The following is an 18,646-nucleotide window of genomic DNA, read 5'->3' on the forward strand; positions in this document are numbered from 1 at the left end:
ATTTTTTTCAAACAAGTGAAACTATGCTGATTTGGAGAACTTGGCTAACCAAGTCTCATTTGAGACCCTTGAGAGCTTTTGTTCCACCATTTTGCGCAGTTCAGGTCCTCTGTCATATGCGCCATACAAGCGGGTTTATTCTGTCTGATATTGTGGCTAAGGTAGAGCTCTTAAGACCTGTACATTTCTGGATGCATGTAATAACCATGCAAGTGTTTATCAGAAGAAACATATTCCAATTGAGCAAGTAACATTCATAGAGAGACAAATGAATTTAGCGTGGGATCGGATTTTACCAAATTATAGAAAGCGGCAGGCAGTACCCGACTCTCTAAAAGCAATTCTAGAAAAATTGAAAACCGCCCAAAATTGTGGTGGGAAATTGAATGTTCTTGGTGTTCTGAGTGTTGAGGACTGGCAGAGGCTTGACAATTCATTTGAGCAGCTGGGTCGGGAGGAGGTGTTTGAACATCTGAGGCCGGTTTTTTCTGAATGGCAAAGCAAATATTTTGCTTTGATGCGATTATTCCGGCTCAATGAATATACCTTTAAAGGGGTCAGTGATTATCTCCGTGAAGGAGCCGAGCGTTCAGTTCTGTGCCTGTATCATGATGTTCATGCCTGGGACGTTTTGGCTGCGATGGCGGTCGCTGACGTGAATTTACAAGAAGGGTATAGAAGTACCTTTTTTCTGAACTGGGGATTTAGTCCTCTTGATCGTGAACGGGAAGCCTCATACAGGGTTTTCCGTCATTTGCAAAGCCCGGAAGTACAAGTTGGAATGCATGCTGGTCCATTCTCCTCATGGATTAGGTATTCGGTCTTTCATGGAGATGATGCCCAATTCATGAACTGGGTAAAGGATGCCAAGACTGTAGAGGCAGAGATTGCAAAACTGTCTGATGAGACGAATGAGCTGGCGTTCGGTAAGTATAAACTCAAGGATGCACTTGATGGGATGGAGCTTTTCCTCAAAAGTAACCTGAAAGAGATGCAATCATGCTTCTCAAAAATTGAGCTGGTCAATCATCATGGAGATGAGATCGGTCGCGTCGCTTCCTTGGCAAATAAAACACTCGCCCCAGATCTGATAGAGCAGCTCGGTGCCAGCTCCAGCAGTTTTTATAACCCTGAGAGACTTAGCCGATTGGGTCTTCAGGAGAGCCTCGCCAATATTTGGCGCCTGAATAGGGATATTTTACTCTATCCTGAAATGAGAAATAAAACCGAGTATTTCGAAGGGCTAAATAACGAGCTGAAAAAAAGGAACCCAGTTTTTCTGATTAATCATCCGGATAATTTCAGATCGGGTGCCGTACAGTATAATGTTGAATTTGTCTCTCATTTGGATGCTAGAAACAATTTCTTTAGTATACCTAAAAATCTTTTCGGATTTAAGAAACAGATGCCGGTTTCTAAGCCTGAAAAAAAGGCTATAAAAGATATCACTAACAAGGCTGTATCCGAGTTGCCGTCCTCGTTAAAAACGGACAAAGTAAACGAACATCAAGGCCCTTCTCCCAAGCCAAAAGTCAAAGGTAAGGTATTTCCGGTGCAACCCGTACCTTTGGATAAGGGTATATTCCTGTGTGGCTTTGCCCGTGGCGGTACTACATGGGCGAGACGGGTCATCGCGGCTCATCCAGAGATCTTTGAGGTGCCAGGGCAGGTTGAATTTCATAATGCCAAACAAGGCGTAACTGCAGAATTGATGCAAAATAGGCTGCAGCAGATAGAGGTGGGGGAGGCTGGTTTCTATCCTCACGGAAAGCGGTTTATTACGAAATCTCCAGCTAATTCTGTGGTCTTGAAAGACATTTTATTAGCATCTCCCAAATCCCAATATATTTACATAGTTCGAGATCCAAGAGATGTGCTGATTTCCTATCAGCGAACTGGAGCGCAATGGACTGACCAGCAAAGCAGTTTTGATGCGGCTATGACGAGAACACGACATTATTTTCAAGGCTATGAAGCGGTTAAAGGACATCAGTCCTTGTTTGAATTCACCTACGAAGATTTACACCAGAATTTTTCCATCACAACTTCGAAAATTTTTGAGTTTTTGGGTGTCCGCACAACTAATGAAATCATTGAGACCTGTCTTCTGAATACAGAATTTGGAGCTGCTACCGGACGGAAGCATGAGGAAAAAAAGAGTCATATGCGGAAAGGCGTGGTGGGTGACTGGGCTAATCACTTGACCTTTGCCGATGCCGAAAGGTTTAAGTCAGATCCATTTTGGGTAAGAATGATGGAGGAATATGGATATAACTGGGAGTACCTGACAGCGGAAAAGCTCCTGGAAACGGATATTCCGAAACACATTAAAGATAGTGGTGTTGTACTTTCTGTATCAGATGCCAATTGGACATATCCATCGATTGTCACTGAACAGTTTTCACAGGCGATAGAAGTGTGCCGTCGGCAAGGCATCGAACCGGTGCTTGGTATACCTCTTTCATTGAAATTGAAGGAGCTTAAGCTGATTATCCAGCATTTGCCAACAGTTCATGAAATCGCGTTTCTTGCTGATGACGACGAAGATTGTGCAGTGATAGAGAAATGCAGAGAGTTGATGACTGTCCTGGACCAGGCAATGGATGAGCTGTCATATCGTTTTAAGAATTTGGGTCAGACTGTTGTAAACAGTTCCATGGTCGAGCAATTGAAGTCATTAGGTATCAAACAGGCAGAGTGGAAAAGGGCGAATATCTATGAAGCGAATGGATCGCTGGTTGCTGCCTTCCCTGACCAAAATGTCGATTTGAGAAACCTCTTGAATACCGGGGTTTGGCCCGAGCAGGAAGTTGATATTGTCCTTAGACCTGGAATTGTTTCTGTCAAATCGCCACTGACCTTGGGATTCCCAGGTCAAAAAATCGACTGAACGTTCGGTGTTAGATATGTTAAAACCGAACAAGATCTGGAAGCGACATTTTGACCGTGTTTTTGGGTATGCGGACTGGGTTGAGGCTGCGCTTGGCTCGGAAGAGTATGATCTATGTTTATTGCATGACAGTTTGGGGCTTGAGGCAGCGCGTGTGGTCAAGGAGCGCTATGGCTGTCCCCTGGTTTATGACGGGGTTGAATATCCAGAATATAGCGGCCGCTCTGGCCGGGCTGGTGAGATGTTTGCGGCTGAGAAGCGGGGCACGGCGCTGGTCCACCGGCATGAGCTGGAGATCTACCGGCAGCTGGATGCACTGATGGTCGGCACTCGTGGGGTTGCGGGCTGGTATGGGGCTCAGGACGGGGTGGTTCCGGCCAAGATTGTCCGCAACTGCCTGGATTATGAAGAGGTTGAGCGGGATGACGAGATCCGTCGGGATTGTGGCCTGAAACCAGAGGACAGGCTGGTTCTGTATCCGAACTCGGTCTTTATTGATTGTGGGGTTGAGGAGACGGTGACGGCGCTGAAGCATCTGCCGGAAACGGTTCACCTGGCGATCATGGGGTGGATCCCGGCGTTTCTGGGCGATCCGTTGAAGGAGCGAATTGCCCGTCAGGGCCTGGAAGGGCGGGTGCATTTTCTCGACCTGAAGGGACCGGATGATCTGATCCGCTATCGCAGCGGGGCGGATATCGGAATCATTCCGATCCGCCCGACGATTGGCAATCATCGAACGATGCTGCCGAACCGGGTGTTTGAGTTGATCATGAGCCGGGTGCCGATGCTGGTCTCGAGCCTGCCTTATGTGCAGGAGGTTGTCGAGACCTATGATTGTGGGGTTGTGTATGAGGGGAGCCAGCCGGAGACGATAGCCCGATCCCTAGAGAAGATGCTGTCTCGTTTGGACTATTACCGGGAGCGGATGGAAGCGACGGCGAAGGAGATGTGCTGGTCACAGGAAGAGGGCGCCTTTGAGGCCGCGATGTCGCCGGTTCTGAGCCCCTCGGATCCCCCGAGGAAGATCCTGTGCCTGGCCAACAAGCCGCTGACGACGAACCGCCGGTTTTACCGACATACCCGGACCCTGGCCAACTGGGGGCATGACATCACCGTCATGGCACTCGAAATCCCCGACCCACAGCTCCAGGTCAACGGGGTCAGGTATGTCATAGCCGAGGAACTGAATGATTGGTTGCGATCTGATGATTTGCAAAAGAAACAAAAGATTCAAGAGGCGCGACTTGAAGCTGGAATACCTTTGCTAGAGATTACAGCGAATACTGTGCATAATTTACAGGTTTTTCCAAAAGTTTTTTTACTTGATGCGGCCTTGAGGCGAATTTTACCTTCATGGATTTTCCGTGTCATTGTGAGATGTTATAAGTTTTTCAAGCGTTCGTAACTGGGTCTCTTCGGGGTAATGTTAAACGAGCTTAATTTATTGCTTGTACTTGGAAATCTATATCTTAAGCTTCAACGGCAAGTATACGGTAAACATAGAGAAGCGGAATGAACGCGGATATTGCACAGGAAAGCCAAAGTGACCCAGGTCTTTTAGAGACGAACGGTTGGGCAGGTAAATTTATTGCCTACACGTTTCTATGGCTTGCGCTTGTTCTTTCTGTCTCGTCAATTTTTGTCGATCTGGAATTTACTTTTTTTGCCAATAGGCAGGAGTTAGATGCTTTTTATTCCATATCCCGGTCTCTGATATTTAATTCGACAATTCCAGCTTTCATATTCGTCGTTTTGATTATGTTGAACAGCATATTTGCTTTTTTTGGGAAAACAGTTGCTGTTCTGCTCATATCTGTTTGTCTTTTGATCTTTTCGATCTTTGCCCTTGCCCCGATAACCGATCAGTTCAGTTTCTTCAATGGTGTCTGCTCGATTTTGCTGGTGGGAGTTATTTTGTTTCTGCTAACATCATTGGTGAGAAAAAGGCAGCGTAGATGGGAGGCATCTCTGTTTGATGACGACCCGTTCGAGCTTTATACGCATGAGCCTATTCAATTCGTTGGGCGGTCCCGTTCTACCAGCATCGGTGGTGATAGTACAGACAATGAAAAACTGGAGAAACTTCAAAAGAGTCTCCATGAGTTTGCCAGGGCTGCAACCTTTAACCTTGCAAGATTCCAAAGATGGAGAGTAGCAACGCACTTGTTTCCAGATGATGAGGTTGCGCAGATTAACTTGGCAAGAGTGCTCATGGAGATGAGAAAATATGAAACAGCACTTGATCTCTGGTACCCGCTCTTTAATAAATACCCTGACAGAGGGAACTATTGGCAAGCTGTCGTGATGTGTCTGATAAACTTGAACCGTTTTGATGAGGCGGAGCGGATGATCAAGACAGCAAAGAATGATGAAGCCAAGGCCCAGCACTTGGATCAGGTCAAGATGGCTTTTGAAAAACAATTGGATCAAGAACAGGCGAAAGATCAATAGGTTTGGTATGAACATGAACGCAAAATTGAGAAAATATACCGCCTTGGGAATAGGTATGATGATGTTGGCTGGTTGTTCGACTGTACAATCGACCAAATCAACTGGATCTGTCGCCTCAGAAGTTGTGGAGACGAGTGGATACAAAATATCTAGTGATAAGAGCCAATTGCTGAAAACTGTGGCCGTCACCAATGAAAATCAGTCCGTCTTTGTGAATGATCCCCTCTTCGGTGGGGCCGTAAATGCAGTTGTCTTGAGATCTTATGTCTCTGGCAATCTTCAAAATTGCAAAATGTTTGAAGTGAAATCAGGGGCGGAAACAAATTCCAGTCAAACTTTTTATAGTTGTCAGTCAGGGAAAGTCTGGAAACTAATTGGCAGACAGTATAGAAACTAGAAAACAGAGAACTGAGAATTGGAAGACAGTCACTATGTTTAAAAAATCTCTCATCCAGTTACTTGGCGGGTGCGTGTTGTCAGTCATGATAATGGCGAACGCAAGTTCTCAGACATTGGACAAAACGTCGACGGAAATCCTTCAAAATACAGGTCTGCAAGATACCACACAACTGCAGCAGATCGCGCCCGTTGCAAATGAAGGGAGCTTGTCAGAAGAGCAACCTCCGACCGAAATAGAAATTCCTGATGGACAGGGTTCTCAGGCTGAACCAGAAGTTTTCGGTGCCAGTCTTTTCAAGGGTCAGGCGGTTGTTTCAAGAGTGGCCCCAGACAATCCGGTATATCGCATATCTACTGGAGACCGAATTTCAATTCAGATGTGGGGCGCAAAAAGTCTTATCATGTCTGCTGATGTTGACTCGCAAGGCAATATTTTTATTCCAGATGTAGGCCCTGTTTACCTGAAGGGTGTCCCAAAACATCAGCTTAACAGTGTTATGACGAATGCTATTCGAAAAGTATTTGTCGATAATGTCAAAATCTATGCAAATCTTTTAAATACTCAGCCCATTGGTGTCTTTGTGACAGGACCGGTCAAGCGTCCTGGTAGGTATGCAGGAGATCGTATTGACACGGCAATCTACTATTTACAGCAGGCAGGTGGTATTGACCTTGAGAGAGGGTCGTTTCGAAATATTACCGTGATGAGAGGTAATCGAAAAGCAGCCAGCTTGGATCTCTATCAGTTCCTGTACACTGGTGAGATTGATAATTTTCAGTTTGAAAACAACGATGTGATAGTTGTTTCAGAACGACTGCCGACCATCACAACAAAGGGAAAAATTCGTAATTCCTATGTGTTTGAACTTGGAGCAAATCCGGGAACTGGAAGTTACATTAAGCAGATCGCTGGGCCGCAACCAGATGTTACGCATGTGATCGTGAACGGTGCCGTTGGTGGAGATGTGTACTCTGATTACGTTCCCATTGAGGCTTTCGATAATCGTCGGTTGAACGCAGGTGATACGATAGAGTTTATTTCTGACGCAGTTGGAAAGAATATTTTGGTGAAAGTGGATGGTGTCAGTGATGGCCCGTCATATGTTGTGCTACCAAGATGGTCAACGGTCTATGAAGCATTGGCGCGGATTGAAGTTGACCCTGATCAGGCATTGCCTGACTCCGTCTATCTGAAAAGGGAAAGTGTCGCGGAAAAGCAGTTGCTTGCCCTACAGCAGTCACTTAGTCGCTTACAGCGTTCCGTTCTGACGGCAAAAGTAACGACAGAATCTGAATCCGGGATCAGGGCTCAGGAAGCCGCTCTTGTTGAAAAATTTATTGAGAAAGCTCAGGCACTTAAACCTGAAGGGCGCGTTGTATTGGCCAGTCAAGCAACCCATACATCGACAACGCTGGAAGACGGTGACACAATTGTTGTACCAAGCCGGACTAACACAGTCATGATTGTAGGCGAGGTCGAAATTCCCCAAACCGTCCTTTATGATGATCGTTATCATGTCAGCGATTATATTGAGCATGCCGGTGGCTTTTCTGAGCGCGCTAATGACGATGATTTTCTGGTTCTTCGTCAGAACGGCCAGCTTATTCGGGGAAGTGATATCGCTATCCAGCCTGGAGATCAGATTATGGTCTTACCTGATAGTGATAGCCGGACTTTCCTGGTGATGAAAGATATTATCGATGTGCTGTATAAGGTGGCCTTGGCAACCGGTGTCGTCGTTAAAATCTTTGATGATTAACCTCAAACTGCTGCATTCCTTCCTGCTCATTTTATGGTGGACCAAATCCTATGAGTGTTTTGCCTGAAAATATTCCTTTTATTGATCTTCAAACCCAGCAAGCGCGGGTGCGGGAGGCTGTTGAAAAAGGTTTTGCGAAGGTCCTTGATCACGGGATCTATATCATGGGTCCCGAAGTTCAGGAGCTTGAGAAGGAGCTTGAGACTTACTGTAATGTGGGAAATGCCATTTCCTGTTCTAGTGGGACGGATGCACTGGTTTTACCGCTGATGGCATTGGGAATTGGACAAGGTGATGCTGTTTTCGTTCCTTCCTTTACGTTTACAGCTTCAGCTGAGGCTATTGCATTGGTTGGCGCAACCCCAGTTTTTGTAGATGTTGATCCCATTTACTTCAATACTGACCCGGCAAGTCTGAAGGCTGCTATTGAGTGGGTGATTGCAGAGAATAACCTGAAACCGAAGGCAGTTATGCCTGTCGACTTGTTTGGTATTCCTGCTGACTATCAGTCCATCAAAGCAATTTGCGCGGAATATTCATTGCATTGCATATCAGATGCGGCTCAATCCTTTAGTGCAGAAGTTGCGGGTCATAAAGTTGGGGCGCTGGCTGAGGTTACGGCAACCAGCTTCTTCCCGGCGAAACCACTTGGGTGCTATGGCGATGGCGGGGCAGTTTTCACAAATGATGATGAACTGGCCGAAAAAATTAAATCTGTAAGGGTTCATGGTCGCGGAACCGGGAAGTATGATAACATCTGCGTTGGAATGAACGCCCGGCTAGATACACTCCAGGCGGTTGTCCTGATAGAGAAGCTCAAGATCCTTGAGGATGAATTGGAGCGCCGTCAGATTGTCGCGGCAAACTATGCTAAGCATCTGGGTAACAGCGTCGTGTGCCCAATAGTCCCACAAGGCATGAAGTCGGCCTGGGCTCAATATACCATTTCGACTGACAAGAGAGATCAAGTTGCGAAAGCGCTGAAGGATAAAAACATTCCTGCTCAGATCTACTATGCTAAACCAGTGCATCAACAAGTTGCGTATCAGGATGGTCTGATTGCTCCGGGTGATCTTCCAGTTACCGAAGCCTTGAGTAAGACTCTGATTAGTTTGCCGATGCATCCTTATCTTGAAGAGGAAGTGCAGGCGCTGATTGCTGAGGTTATAAAAAACGAAGTTACGACTGGAATTGCCTAGTAAGCTTTTGACGGCGCTTTCGGTTGTATAATCCAACTGCGAGCTGACGAATTGGCTCGATAAGGCTGAAACGCCACTTTTTTGCATCTATGATTGTCATGTTCTGGTATGTCGAAATCGTGTGGAGTCCATCCGAATAAGACCAGTCGGATTGAGGCGCTAATGTTATGAAATATTCTTCCTGGAAATGGCGTGTGGAAAGCTCTGTGATCCTGTTCAGGGTCACGGCTCCGCCATATGTTCTGCTACAGTCCTGGGCAGGTCTGATCAGCTCCCCATCTTTCATGTGAAAAAGACTGCCAGCGGGTCTTGCTGATGATAAATTTTCCTTTACTGGATTTTGCGGATGGGCCTGCCACTCGTTGAACGGAGGAGCCGCATAGTACAGGTATAAGTTTTGATTTGGGTTGTCATCCTGACGTGTTGCAAATAACCAAAGAAGCCCTTTATGCCAAAACGGGGTTGGGTCTACAAAAGGTATCCCGCCCAGGTTGATACTGCTTTTGCGCGTGAGGGAGGATGCATTATTGGAGAATTCGAAAGTTGGAATTGAAAAGGTTTCATGTCCTTCAGCCCAGATTTCCGGCTCTCTTGTGGGGATCTTCAAATAACAGGGATAAGAAAGGTGAAATGCCTCATTTTTGATGACTTTCCACTTAAGAGGGCTATTCACATTTTGAGGGAGCTCTGCATAGGCGAGTGTGCCGCGCCCTTTGAGGAAATTCATCCTTTCGGCGATCAGGATTGTTTTCTCCGAGCCGTCCTGTCTTATTGGGGCAAGGACCGGATCAGCCAGAAAACTGAAGGTCGAGTTGGTTTCGATCCATTGAGGTTCTGAGATTGGATCGCTCAGAAATTGGTCAATTCCTTTTCGGTAGATACCGAGAGACCAAATTTCCCGATGAAATAGTCTCCAGATGAATTTAAAAAGTGGGGCCATTAGTCTGGATTTACGCTTTCAGATATTTACGCCAAGACAATGCCATATTATTTTCCCTGAGGTGGTCTGGTAAAGGCTTTGTCCGGGCGGGGTTCCCCATTGCAAGCGACATAGGCGGGACATCTTTTGTTACAACAGCGCCTGCCGCAATAAAAGATCCTTTGCCGATTGTTACACCGGGGCAAATAGTGACATTGCCGCCGATGGTGACGCCGTCTTCTAGAGTGGGACCTTTTGGAATATATTCATCGCGGAGTTTTAAAGGGTACATGTCATTTGTCATGACAACATTGGGGCCTATGAATACGCGTGTTCCGATTGTGACATGTGTAGGAATGAAGCAGTTCGCTTCTATTTTGACAAAGTTTCCAATTTTTACGGTCCCTTCAATAACCGTATTTGTCCCGACTACAACATGATCGCCAATCTCTGTGTCACTACGGATCATGACGTTGTGACCAGTTTGAAAATAGTCACCTGCCGTGACATTTGCGTAGATGACGGAGCCGCTCCGAACAATTCCGTTATTTCCAACTTGAAATGCGATTGATTGCTCATTTAGGCCGACATTTATGGTGCTTCCTTCCTGAATGGTGGTAGGAATGTCATGCTGGGTGTCTTTGGTCATGTTTGAGTTGCTCTCGCATTTTGCGTTTTGAAAAGGGACGTATTATCTTAAGTGAATTGTAGGTTTATTTTTTGGGTAGGCCAACCTTTTCAGTCCTTAAAGTGACAATAGTGGCGAAGAAAGAACGGAGTTTTGTGAGCAACAGGAAGCAGTTAAATATTGTGAATTCAGTTCACATGGAAAGCCGGATTTTCAGCGACATAGCGCGTTGGTTTAATCGATACCGCCCAGATAGTTGGCGGGTAGCTGAGTCTGTAAATCGTATGAGCTTAACAGACATCTACTTATTCAATCGACCCCATTTGGAGAGAAGGCTTCCTAGAAATTCTGTTGTGACAGTGCACCATGATTTTAAGGATCCACTGCACTGGCTGGATTTTGAAAGGTTTAGGAAGCGGTATGAAGAGGCCGAAGCCATTGTGTGCCTGAACAAAAGTCAAAAGGGGTTTTTGGCGGAAAAAGGTTTCAAGAACTGTATCATCATTCCGCATGGTTGTGCTGACGCCTTTAAGCGATGTGGTTCTAAGCAAACAGATTCCAGTAAATTGACGATAGGCTTTATTTCCAAACGCTATGAGCGATTAATCAAAGGGGAGACTTATTTTGCTGAGATTCTTAAATCTCTGTCTCCTGAAAAGTTTGACTTTGTCTTTGTGGGTGAAGGCCGTCTTCATGAAGCCAAACTTGCAGCTCAGCTGGGCTTCTCAGTGCGTTTGTGGGAGATGCTTCCGTATCGACTGCTCCCCCATATATATGAGATGATCGATCTGTTGTTGATAACCAGTACAGCAGAGGGTGGGCCTGCAAGTATTCCGGAAGCGGTGGCAAGTCGAACTCCTGTAATCGGATTTGAAATTGGCATGATTAAGGACTGGATTGAAGAGGCCAGAAATGGCCACTTTTTAACTGGTTCCCTTGAGTTGGACGTTAGCCTTTTGAATACTCTTGCTGCTGATGGAAAAACGCTTTTGAAGGGGATGGAAGAAGAGCTTCTGTTGAAAGCAGGGCTTGTTCCGAGCTGGAAGACGACAATAGAAACCTATTTTGAGCTGTTTGAGAATATTCTTTCTGGAAAGCAAAACTACAATGACATTGCGCCAGAAAAGCTGATGGAAATGTAATCGTGGCCGTGAGCAAACAATCTATGCATGTCCTGGTAGCCGATGATTGGCATTTCCACGAAAGGGGCTTTTCCAGTTTATTACGGTATCTGAAGCACGGTGACAAGCTTCTAACTCATCACAAGGCATCAAAAAAATGGTTGTCTGCCCATGGAAATTATTTGTGGCGGCAGCAGCAGTTGAAGCCATACCTGGAAAAACTGAAACAGCTGCAAGATGTCGAACTGCAAGTGTTTCACTATCATGGCGTGGAAGTCTATGATTGCTGCTGGTCTGAGCTTATGAGTTTATTGCTGACCTATGAAAGCTGGCAGTCGCGCTCTTTGCCCCCCTCAAGAAGCGAGCTTTTTCAGCAGATTATAGATTTAGAGAGAGAAACGCTGCTTTTCAACATGGCGGCAGCCATGGAGTGGATCGACTATTGGAGAACATTACTGAAAAGAAAACCAGACCTCACCCATGTCATTGTGTTTTCTGGCAGTTATATATACACGAAGACCCTATTAAGACTTGCCAAAATATCCCGTATCCGAAGTTTTGTAGTTGAGCATTTCATGACAGGCAACGAGTTTTATCTTGAGGAGCGCGATACTCCGATTGCAAATAACTCACAATTAAGGATCAATGAAAAAATCCAAAGATTGCCAGACTGGACGTCAGAGCTGGAGCGTGCAGAATATCTGTCATTAGCATGGAAGGTTTTGAAATCAAAAAATAACAAGAATGTCAAAGTTGGGACTTCTTCCTTTGTGGATCTTGAGCGAACCGATCGAAAAGAAATCCTATTAGTTACTCAAGTAATGAATGATTTTTCTTTGATAGAGACAGGTGAAACCGGAATTGCATCCTGGCCAGTTTACAAAGACATTATCAATAGAATATTGAAGCAGACCGATTACATGCTGCGGATTAAAACTCATCCTTGGGAGAGACGTCGTACAAATGTAAAATCCCCAAAAACAAAGTGTGAGTTGGAGCGTTATATTTCTTCCTTTCCTGACGAACTTCAGAAACGGGTCCTCATCTATGAAGACGAGCCGCTGGAATGTCTTATGTCGAATGCGGATTGGGTGATTTTATTGTCTTCTCAGGCTGGTATTGATGCTGCTGCTCTTGGGTTGAAACCCATTGTTCTTGGTAGCCCTTTTTACGGAAGAAGGGGATTTACATATGATTTGACAGATCCTGCAGAATTGCTCCCTTTGTTGAAAAAAGGTTCAGCAAGTGGGCAGCTTTCGCTGGAAGAATTTCGAAGTTTCGAGGACTTTTTAATTGAAGCATTTTGTTTTCAATTGTTTCCAATAAGAAACACTGGTTCGGATTGTTTTGATGAAGTTTTCTATCGATCAAAAAACTCGAAAGAGTTGTATCTTCCTATGCTCAGAACAGCTCATCTGGAACGATCCTCTCCTTTAAGGCGGCGTGCAGGAAAGCTGGCATCCCATTTGAAAGTCTATCGGGGTAAAACTCTAAGGGAAATCAAATGGGAACTTGTATATCGAATGCGTCGAAAGAAGGGTGGAGCAATTAATAAAAATTAGCAAACTATAGAAGTTTTTATTCCATCAGGTGGTTTGAAACGCTATTAATGGGGGAATTATTAATTATCTAGGTTTTTTAAATGAGAATTGCGCTTATTGGTTGTGGAAAGCAGGCGGAGAAACACATCTCCGGATTAAGGGCTGCCGGCATCGAAGACATCGTGATTGCGGACAGTAATATTGATGCGGCTATTTCTCTAAGTGAAGCACAACAACTTCCCGTCAAATCTGTAGAGGACGCAATTTCTGACCCAGAAGTCAAAGCGGTGGATATTTGTACACCAACCAGTTCACATGCTGATCTTATAAGAATGTCAGTTGCGAACAACAAGGATTGGATTTGTGAAAAGCCACTTTGTAATACATTAGCGGAAGCCCAGGAACTCGAACGGATTACTTCTGAGCGTAATCTCATTGGAATGGTCGGATTCATATATCGATTTGCTCCCGCTTTTGAGGAAGCCAGTCGGGTTTTTTCAAGCGATCGACATTCAGACGTTCTCGGAAATATCAATAGTGTCTCATTTCGGATAGGTGGAAGAGGGGGGCACCGCTTGTGGAAGCATCTGAAGTGCGAAAGGGGTGGGGCTATCAATGAAATGTTGGTCCATATGCTTGATCTGGCGATTTGGTATTTTGGTAAAGTCATTTCGGTCGAGATTAATGATTTGGACCTGCGACGCCCAATACGTGAAGTCGAGGGGATAGAGCAATCTGTCGATGCAGAGGACTATGTCACTTTGAAGGTTCAAACGGAAAGTGGGATCTTGATCAACCTGCAGGCAGATTTGATAACGCCAGCTTTTACACAATTTATGGAAGTCCAAGGGGACAATGGATCTTTTTTTGGATCAATTCAGAAAGAATTTCCAAACTATGTTTATCTCATTTCCCCAGCCGGTGGTTACAAGCCCGGTTATAATCAAATTGAGTTTGTGACCTCAAGGTTGTTTGATGTGCAGATGCGGGCGTTCGTCAGGGCGATAAGCTCTAGAAATGCTCCTTGCAGAAGTACTGTTGCTGACTCAGTTAAGGTCATGGAAGCGATGCAACTTATTAAAGATGCGTGTGAGGCAAGATAATCAGTATGTATAAAAAGCAAATTCTAGAAAATTTCATCGGTAAGAAGATCGTTGTTACTGGCGGTGCTGGCACCGTGGGTGGAGAAATCGTCAAGCTCTTGTCTACAGTCGATGTTTCAGAGGTGAGAATTCTCGATAATAACGAAACGGCACTTTATGATGTCGAATTGAATTATTTTGATACGCCTAACTTTCGAACTTTCCTGTGTGATATCTCACATGAGGGGGTGCTAAAAGATCTATTCCATAATATGGATTACGTTATTCACTCAGCGGCCCTTAAGCATGTCCCTTTTTGCGAGGTCATGCCTGCAGAGGCGATTAATACAAATATTTTGGGTGTTCAAAGTGTTATCAATGCCGCTCGAGCTGCCAATGTCAAAAAGGTCATGTTTACCAGTTCTGATAAGGCGGTGAATCCAACTAACGTTATGGGAACCAGCAAGTTGATGGGTGAGCGACTGATTACAGCAGCTAACGCTTTAACTGTTGATGGTGCACAGACGATTTACGCTTCTACCAGGTTTGGGAATGTTGCCGGTTCAGCTGGCTCGGTCGTTCCTACATTCTGTAAGCAGATTGCCAATGGGGGACCTATTACGCTGACGGACAGAGATATGAGTCGCTATATTATGAGCCTGGAGCAATCTGCCTTGCTGGTTCTTGAGGCTCTAACATTGGTTAAGGGCGGTGAAGTGTTTGTCACCAAGATGCCAGTCGTAAATATAGCTGATCTAACCGAAGTCATGATTGAGGAAATCTCTCCGCTATACGGTCGTGACCCAAAGGATATCGAGATTAGGATAATTGGCTCTCGCCCAGGCGAGAAAATGTTTGAAGAGCTGAATACTGATGAAGAAATTCGGCGGACTTTTGAGCTAGAGGATCTTCTTGTTGTAACACCAGCGGCAAGAAATATTTATTCTTCTTTTGAATATACATACGATGGTAGAGAGCCGAAACCTGTTGACCGAGTGTTTAATTCTTCGAATGAAGAGTTAATGACCAAGGCTGAAATTCGCGAGTTTTTAAAACTACCAAATGTCTTGAAAGAAGAATTACGGCAAAGACTGCTCTAGGAAAAACGAGTTGGCGAAAAGTCTGTCGGATATCCGTAAAGTTTTTGCAGATCAGCAGGGCAGACTGTTCCTATAGAATTCTTGAAATCAAACTCTAGCTGGAAAATCCTGTTGACGGTCTCTGGTGTTAGTTCATCTTCATAACGATTTACCGATTGGTCTGAAACTTTTTGATTGGGGCTGTTTCTCCAACCTTCCTGCTTGGTAAGCTCAATGTTGACGGAAATATCCCTCTTCGCTTGGTGAACATAATTTATTTTGATTGCTCTTAGGGCATCGACAACAGTCCGCAACGGGTTTTTCACAAGTTCTTCATATCGGATGCGCACATAGTTCGGTAAAGCGTCGATTTGATTGGCAGCGTGATTTAACAGGCTCCATTGCTGCGCAGTAAAATTGTCGATCTCCTCAACAGTCAGGTCTTTAAATCTTGGGCCAATTGCACGTCGCGATCTCATAGATGCAATTACATCTCTCAAATCTCGGACAATATGTATAACTTTAAGCCCAGGGATTTTCTCGACAGCTTCATTCAGCATTATTGATGACATTGGAGCATGGTCGATGAGAACCGCATCCTTCTTCCATCCGTGTTGTTCAATCAGATCTTTTTTCAGATATGCAATCAGTTCAAGTATTGAATTTGTAGAGTGGACCATCATTTCCCTCTGCTCTTGTGTCGAGCAAGAGTAGAATTTACGGTTCGCAATTATTTTTCTATCCAGCAGGTCCAGGTGTGACGCGGTATCTGAGAGGAAGGGAACATGAAATGGAGCGTCAAGTTTTAGCCCGTCGTGGAGCGTCTTTTTGTAGGCCGCTTCGTTCAGCAATCCAGGTTGAGATAAGATCTGAAGTTCGGGTCCGGCACAAAGCGGCGGAAAATGACAAAGTAACCTTGCCAGCAGATGGCTCCCACTACTGCTCCCTGATGCAATAACAATCAGACTAGGGTCCATTACCCGGCTTCCTCTAATCCTGATGGATTCTCAACAGCAGAATTAAACGTTTCCAATAGCAGAAGTTTCTGAGCAGGCCACCCGTATTTTAAAGAAGTTTCCTCGACATTTTTTTGAAGGTCCTTATTTTCGGCTTTCAAGGCCAGAATGTCGTCGATTGCACGTGCAATGTCTTTTGGGTCCCGTTCATCGAAAACCAAGCCAATTTTCTCTCGTTGAACAAAACCTCCAACACCAGGGACGTCACTTGCCAAAATAGGAATTTGCGCAGCCATATACTGGAAAAGCTTATTGTTCAAAACATATTTCCCATTTCCAAACTCGCGGCTGACAGGTGAAATGCCGACATCAGCTTGCTTACATATGGAAACGACAAAGTCTTCTTTTACGGCTTTTCGAAGGCTTACCCAGCAATTGTCCGTTGCTATTCGATCCCCGAGGATCTGTAATTTCCCGGCGTAGCTTTCGGGACCTGGTCCCATCGCTACCAGCACGACTTTCGATTTACAATATTGGACGGCTTCCACAAATTCTTCAAGCCCACGCCCCGGTGCAATAAAGCCAACGTAAATGACAATCTTGAATTCTGGTCGGTCTTCAATTTTCAACAGTTTTCGGAGGTTGATGTCTGTCTCTGCATGTTCGGGTAACTGCCCGTTTAAGATGAGTGTTGAGTTAATCTCATTTCGAGCATCAATTTCCGTTTTGAGATAAGGGCATCCCACGAAGACAGCGTCCGCGTTCCGACTGCGCCCTTCAGACCATAAGATGATTTTCCGACTCAGCCAGCCAGGAGGTGTTTTGCGCTGCCGACCCAGGCTCATTTCCACCGCATCATACATAAATTTCCCACGTGTCAGCTTCGCCAGCAGCCATGTGACCGGGATCGCATATAGATCGTGGGCAATCCAAATTTTGGTTCTGCGCTTTCGGATGAGAACTAAAACGAGGGATGAAAAAATTAAAATTTCTATCATGCGGACAAAGCGCAGCGATCCCTTGCTTTGCCCGCACATAAATTTCCGCAATCGCTGTATTTGCTTGTTGAGGAAAACGAGAAATGGCCGTTTCAGGAAACGACTGCCTTTGCGTATGACTTCAGATGTCGTTTGGAAAGGTTGATCCGTTGGATTTTTCTGGAATTGCGCTAGACGTATTCTGTCGAGTTCAGGTGTAAACATCTCCCCAATTATTGCTGTGAGCGTTATGTCATTTGGCCGTGAAGAAATAGTGCCAGATTTATTCATCTGAAAGCTGCGGGTGATAGAACTTACCCGAGTACCGTCTTTCATTTGTGCAATAATACACCATCGGTATACGCTAGGGGGTAATGGACCTAACTTGACACTATGTTGGTTTCCATCGATGGATGCAAAGCGGTGCTGTTGTGTGCCGTTCGGAGTTATTTTGAGCACAAAGTTTTTGAGGTTTTCAGGGCTTTGCCATCGTAAGATTACTGATTTTTCTGTGCCCTCTGTCCCTATGGCTTGAAGGAAGTTAGGGACGATCTTGTTCTTTCTGAATTTTCCCAAAAACTGCCATAACCTCTGAAGAGTTTTCAGGGGCTTCTGTCTTGAAAAATCCAGACTTAAATCGGCATTTTTCAGCTTTTTGTCGTCGATCCAAAAGACCTTGTCCGTGGTAGACATAATTACACCTAGATGCGGGCCAGAATGTTGTAGATGAGAACCAGGGGAAAGGAGATTATTCTAAACAGAAAAAGACGGAAGTTCGGCTTGGGAAATAATCGAAAATTGACCTTTGTTCTCCAGTCTCTTGCCTTCTTGAAGTCGCCATGATCGCTGAAGCCGACAACTGTGACTTCATGACCCTGGTCTGCGATCGCGGCCGCGATTTTATTGACCCGCGGGTGGTGGCGAATGAACTTGTAGGAAATGATTGAGGCACGGCTCTTGGGGGTGTTCAATTCTGCAGCTCCTTGGGGTTGGTCGGTGACGGCTTGCCAGGGACACCAACAACTTTACTATTTACAGGGATATCGTCAATTACGACAGCGCCGGCTCCAATAATACTTCCTGCACCGATTGTCTTTCCTGGAATGATGGAGGCGCCAGTAAATACTGTAACACCTGTTTCCAGCGTAACCCAGCCGGCCAGTTTGCACCCAGGTGCAAGGTTGCAGAACGCACCAATATGGCAATCATGTTCAACGATAGCATTAGCGTGGATCATGGTATTTTTTTCTATGCGGGCAAAAGGCTGAATAACAGCGCCGGCGTTTATGATGCATCCGACATCTACATGAGCGGTTGAGGCGATGCTGGCCTTGGGGTGAATGGCCGAGGTCAGAGCCAATCCGGTTTCCTGAATCAGTTTTTCCAGCGATTTTTTTTCGCTCGCGGACGCAGTACATAGCAGGGCTTTTGTGGTTTCTGTTTCCAGAATGACTTGAGAAAGATCTTTTAGGGGATATGCCTTCAACCCATAGGAATGGCACCATTCCAGTGGCTCCTGACCATTTCGCAGGTTAATGACTGCCGAGACTTTTTTCCCCAACTGATGGAATGTCTCAGCAGCATATTTTGCCTGCGCTCCCCCGCCTATCAAGATGATGGACATCTTATTCCAGCCTGTACGTA

16 protein-coding genes are annotated in these 18,646 nt (G+C 45.3%); 10 read left to right on the top strand and 6 right to left on the bottom strand.

Annotated elements, in window-relative coordinates:
- The first annotated feature begins 268 nt into the window (after positions 1 to 268).
- From HH301_RS07105 to HH301_RS07130, 6 genes are all read left to right on the top strand, one after another.
- A complete protein-coding gene (locus HH301_RS07105) occupies positions 269 to 2,890 on the top strand; it encodes a sulfotransferase domain-containing protein (protein WP_169567958.1) in 2,622 nt (873 codons plus the stop codon).
- Between the two features lie 16 nt (positions 2,891 to 2,906).
- Positions 2,907 to 4,295 carry a glycosyltransferase gene (locus HH301_RS07110; RefSeq protein ID WP_169567960.1) on the top strand — a complete coding sequence of 463 codons (1,389 nt, stop codon included), beginning with the start codon at positions 2,907 to 2,909 and terminating at the stop codon, positions 4,293 to 4,295.
- A gap of 107 nt (positions 4,296 to 4,402) precedes the next feature.
- Positions 4,403 to 5,341, top strand: a complete 939-nt coding sequence (locus HH301_RS07115; RefSeq protein ID WP_169567961.1) for a hypothetical protein — start codon at positions 4,403 to 4,405, stop codon at positions 5,339 to 5,341.
- Positions 5,342 to 5,354: 13 nt separating this feature from the next.
- Positions 5,355 to 5,738 (top strand): hypothetical protein, encoded by a 384-nt coding sequence (locus HH301_RS07120; protein ID WP_169567963.1) that lies wholly within the window; start codon positions 5,355 to 5,357, stop codon positions 5,736 to 5,738.
- A 34-nt stretch (positions 5,739 to 5,772) separates the two neighbouring features.
- Positions 5,773 to 7,500, top strand: coding sequence for a polysaccharide biosynthesis/export family protein (locus tag HH301_RS07125; protein ID WP_169567965.1), 1,728 nt, complete (start codon positions 5,773 to 5,775; stop codon positions 7,498 to 7,500).
- A 71-nt stretch (positions 7,501 to 7,571) separates the two neighbouring features.
- Positions 7,572 to 8,699, top strand: coding sequence for a DegT/DnrJ/EryC1/StrS family aminotransferase (locus HH301_RS07130; RefSeq protein ID WP_169569529.1), 1,128 nt, complete (start codon positions 7,572 to 7,574; stop codon positions 8,697 to 8,699).
- Here the strand turns inward: HH301_RS07130 and HH301_RS07135 are convergent.
- Entirely contained in the window at positions 8,680 to 9,639 is a 960-nt protein-coding gene (locus tag HH301_RS07135; protein ID WP_169567967.1) for a glucosamine inositolphosphorylceramide transferase family protein, read from the bottom strand. The two genes, HH301_RS07130 and HH301_RS07135, sit on opposite strands and share 20 nt — an antisense overlap.
- Before the next feature lie 10 nt (positions 9,640 to 9,649).
- On the bottom strand, positions 9,650 to 10,267 hold the full coding sequence (locus tag HH301_RS07140; RefSeq protein ID WP_169567968.1) for an acyltransferase: 618 nt from the start codon (positions 10,265 to 10,267) through the stop codon (positions 9,650 to 9,652).
- A 110-nt stretch (positions 10,268 to 10,377) separates the two neighbouring features.
- Here HH301_RS07140 and HH301_RS07145 point away from each other — a divergent pair, with 110 nt between their 5' ends.
- From HH301_RS07145 to HH301_RS07160, 4 genes are all read left to right on the top strand, one after another.
- Positions 10,378 to 11,388 (top strand): glycosyltransferase, encoded by a 1,011-nt coding sequence (locus HH301_RS07145; protein ID WP_169567970.1) that lies wholly within the window; start codon positions 10,378 to 10,380, stop codon positions 11,386 to 11,388.
- A gap of 2 nt (positions 11,389 to 11,390) precedes the next feature.
- A complete protein-coding gene (locus tag HH301_RS17860; protein ID WP_169567972.1) occupies positions 11,391 to 12,929 on the top strand; it encodes a capsular polysaccharide export protein, LipB/KpsS family in 1,539 nt (512 codons plus the stop codon).
- Between the two features lie 80 nt (positions 12,930 to 13,009).
- Positions 13,010 to 14,011, top strand: a complete 1,002-nt coding sequence (locus tag HH301_RS07155) for a Gfo/Idh/MocA family protein (RefSeq protein WP_169567974.1) — start codon at positions 13,010 to 13,012, stop codon at positions 14,009 to 14,011.
- A gap of 5 nt (positions 14,012 to 14,016) precedes the next feature.
- A complete protein-coding gene (locus tag HH301_RS07160; RefSeq protein ID WP_169567975.1) occupies positions 14,017 to 15,090 on the top strand; it encodes a polysaccharide biosynthesis protein in 1,074 nt (357 codons plus the stop codon).
- On the opposite strand, the gene HH301_RS07165 is transcribed toward HH301_RS07160, so the two are convergent.
- From HH301_RS07165 to HH301_RS07180, 4 genes are all read right to left on the bottom strand, one after another.
- Positions 15,087 to 16,046, bottom strand: coding sequence for a sulfotransferase (locus tag HH301_RS07165; RefSeq protein ID WP_169567977.1), 960 nt, complete (start codon positions 16,044 to 16,046; stop codon positions 15,087 to 15,089). The genes HH301_RS07160 and HH301_RS07165 overlap by 4 nt on opposite strands.
- Positions 16,046 to 17,338, bottom strand: a complete 1,293-nt coding sequence (locus HH301_RS07170; RefSeq protein ID WP_169567979.1) for a glycosyltransferase — start codon at positions 17,336 to 17,338, stop codon at positions 16,046 to 16,048. The genes HH301_RS07165 and HH301_RS07170 overlap by 1 nt, the downstream gene beginning before the upstream one ends.
- 365 nt (positions 17,339 to 17,703) lie before the next feature.
- Positions 17,704 to 17,973 (bottom strand): glycosyltransferase family protein, encoded by a 270-nt coding sequence (locus tag HH301_RS07175; RefSeq protein WP_169567981.1) that lies wholly within the window; start codon positions 17,971 to 17,973, stop codon positions 17,704 to 17,706.
- The gene (locus HH301_RS07180; RefSeq protein WP_169567983.1) at positions 17,970 to 18,626 is read right to left on the bottom strand and encodes a NeuD/PglB/VioB family sugar acetyltransferase; all 657 of its coding nucleotides are present in this window, start codon (positions 18,624 to 18,626) and stop codon (positions 17,970 to 17,972) included. The genes HH301_RS07175 and HH301_RS07180 overlap by 4 nt, the downstream gene beginning before the upstream one ends.
- Positions 18,627 to 18,646 lie beyond the last annotated feature (20 nt).

The organism is Sneathiella limimaris, assembly GCF_012932565.1.
Taxonomy (GTDB): domain Bacteria; phylum Pseudomonadota; class Alphaproteobacteria; order Sneathiellales; family Sneathiellaceae; genus Sneathiella; species Sneathiella limimaris.

What these genes read in the sequence shown, in the direction of transcription:
- HH301_RS07160 (WP_169567975.1), top strand. Translation starts at nt 14,017, where the DNA reads ATGTATAAAAAGCAAATTCTAGAAAATTTCATCGGTAAGAAGATCGTT.
- HH301_RS07115 (WP_169567961.1), top strand. Translation starts at nt 4,403, where the DNA reads ATGAACGCGGATATTGCACAGGAAAGCCAAAGTGACCCAGGTCTTTTA.
- HH301_RS07140 (WP_169567968.1), bottom strand. Translation starts at nt 10,267, where the DNA reads ATGACCAAAGACACCCAGCATGACATTCCTACCACCATTCAGGAAGGA.
- HH301_RS07135 (WP_169567967.1), bottom strand. Translation starts at nt 9,639, where the DNA reads ATGGCCCCACTTTTTAAATTCATCTGGAGACTATTTCATCGGGAAATT.
- HH301_RS07155 (WP_169567974.1), top strand. Translation starts at nt 13,010, where the DNA reads ATGAGAATTGCGCTTATTGGTTGTGGAAAGCAGGCGGAGAAACACATC.
- HH301_RS07120 (WP_169567963.1), top strand. Translation starts at nt 5,355, where the DNA reads ATGAACGCAAAATTGAGAAAATATACCGCCTTGGGAATAGGTATGATG.
- HH301_RS07165 (WP_169567977.1), bottom strand. Translation starts at nt 16,046, where the DNA reads ATGGACCCTAGTCTGATTGTTATTGCATCAGGGAGCAGTAGTGGGAGC.
- HH301_RS07125 (WP_169567965.1), top strand. Translation starts at nt 5,773, where the DNA reads ATGTTTAAAAAATCTCTCATCCAGTTACTTGGCGGGTGCGTGTTGTCA.
- HH301_RS07110 (WP_169567960.1), top strand. Translation starts at nt 2,907, where the DNA reads ATGTTAAAACCGAACAAGATCTGGAAGCGACATTTTGACCGTGTTTTT.
- HH301_RS07180 (WP_169567983.1), bottom strand. Translation starts at nt 18,626, where the DNA reads ATGTCCATCATCTTGATAGGCGGGGGAGCGCAGGCAAAATATGCTGCT.
- HH301_RS07105 (WP_169567958.1), top strand. Translation starts at nt 269, where the DNA reads ATGAATTTAGCGTGGGATCGGATTTTACCAAATTATAGAAAGCGGCAG.
- HH301_RS07170 (WP_169567979.1), bottom strand. Translation starts at nt 17,338, where the DNA reads ATGAAAGACGGTACTCGGGTAAGTTCTATCACCCGCAGCTTTCAGATG.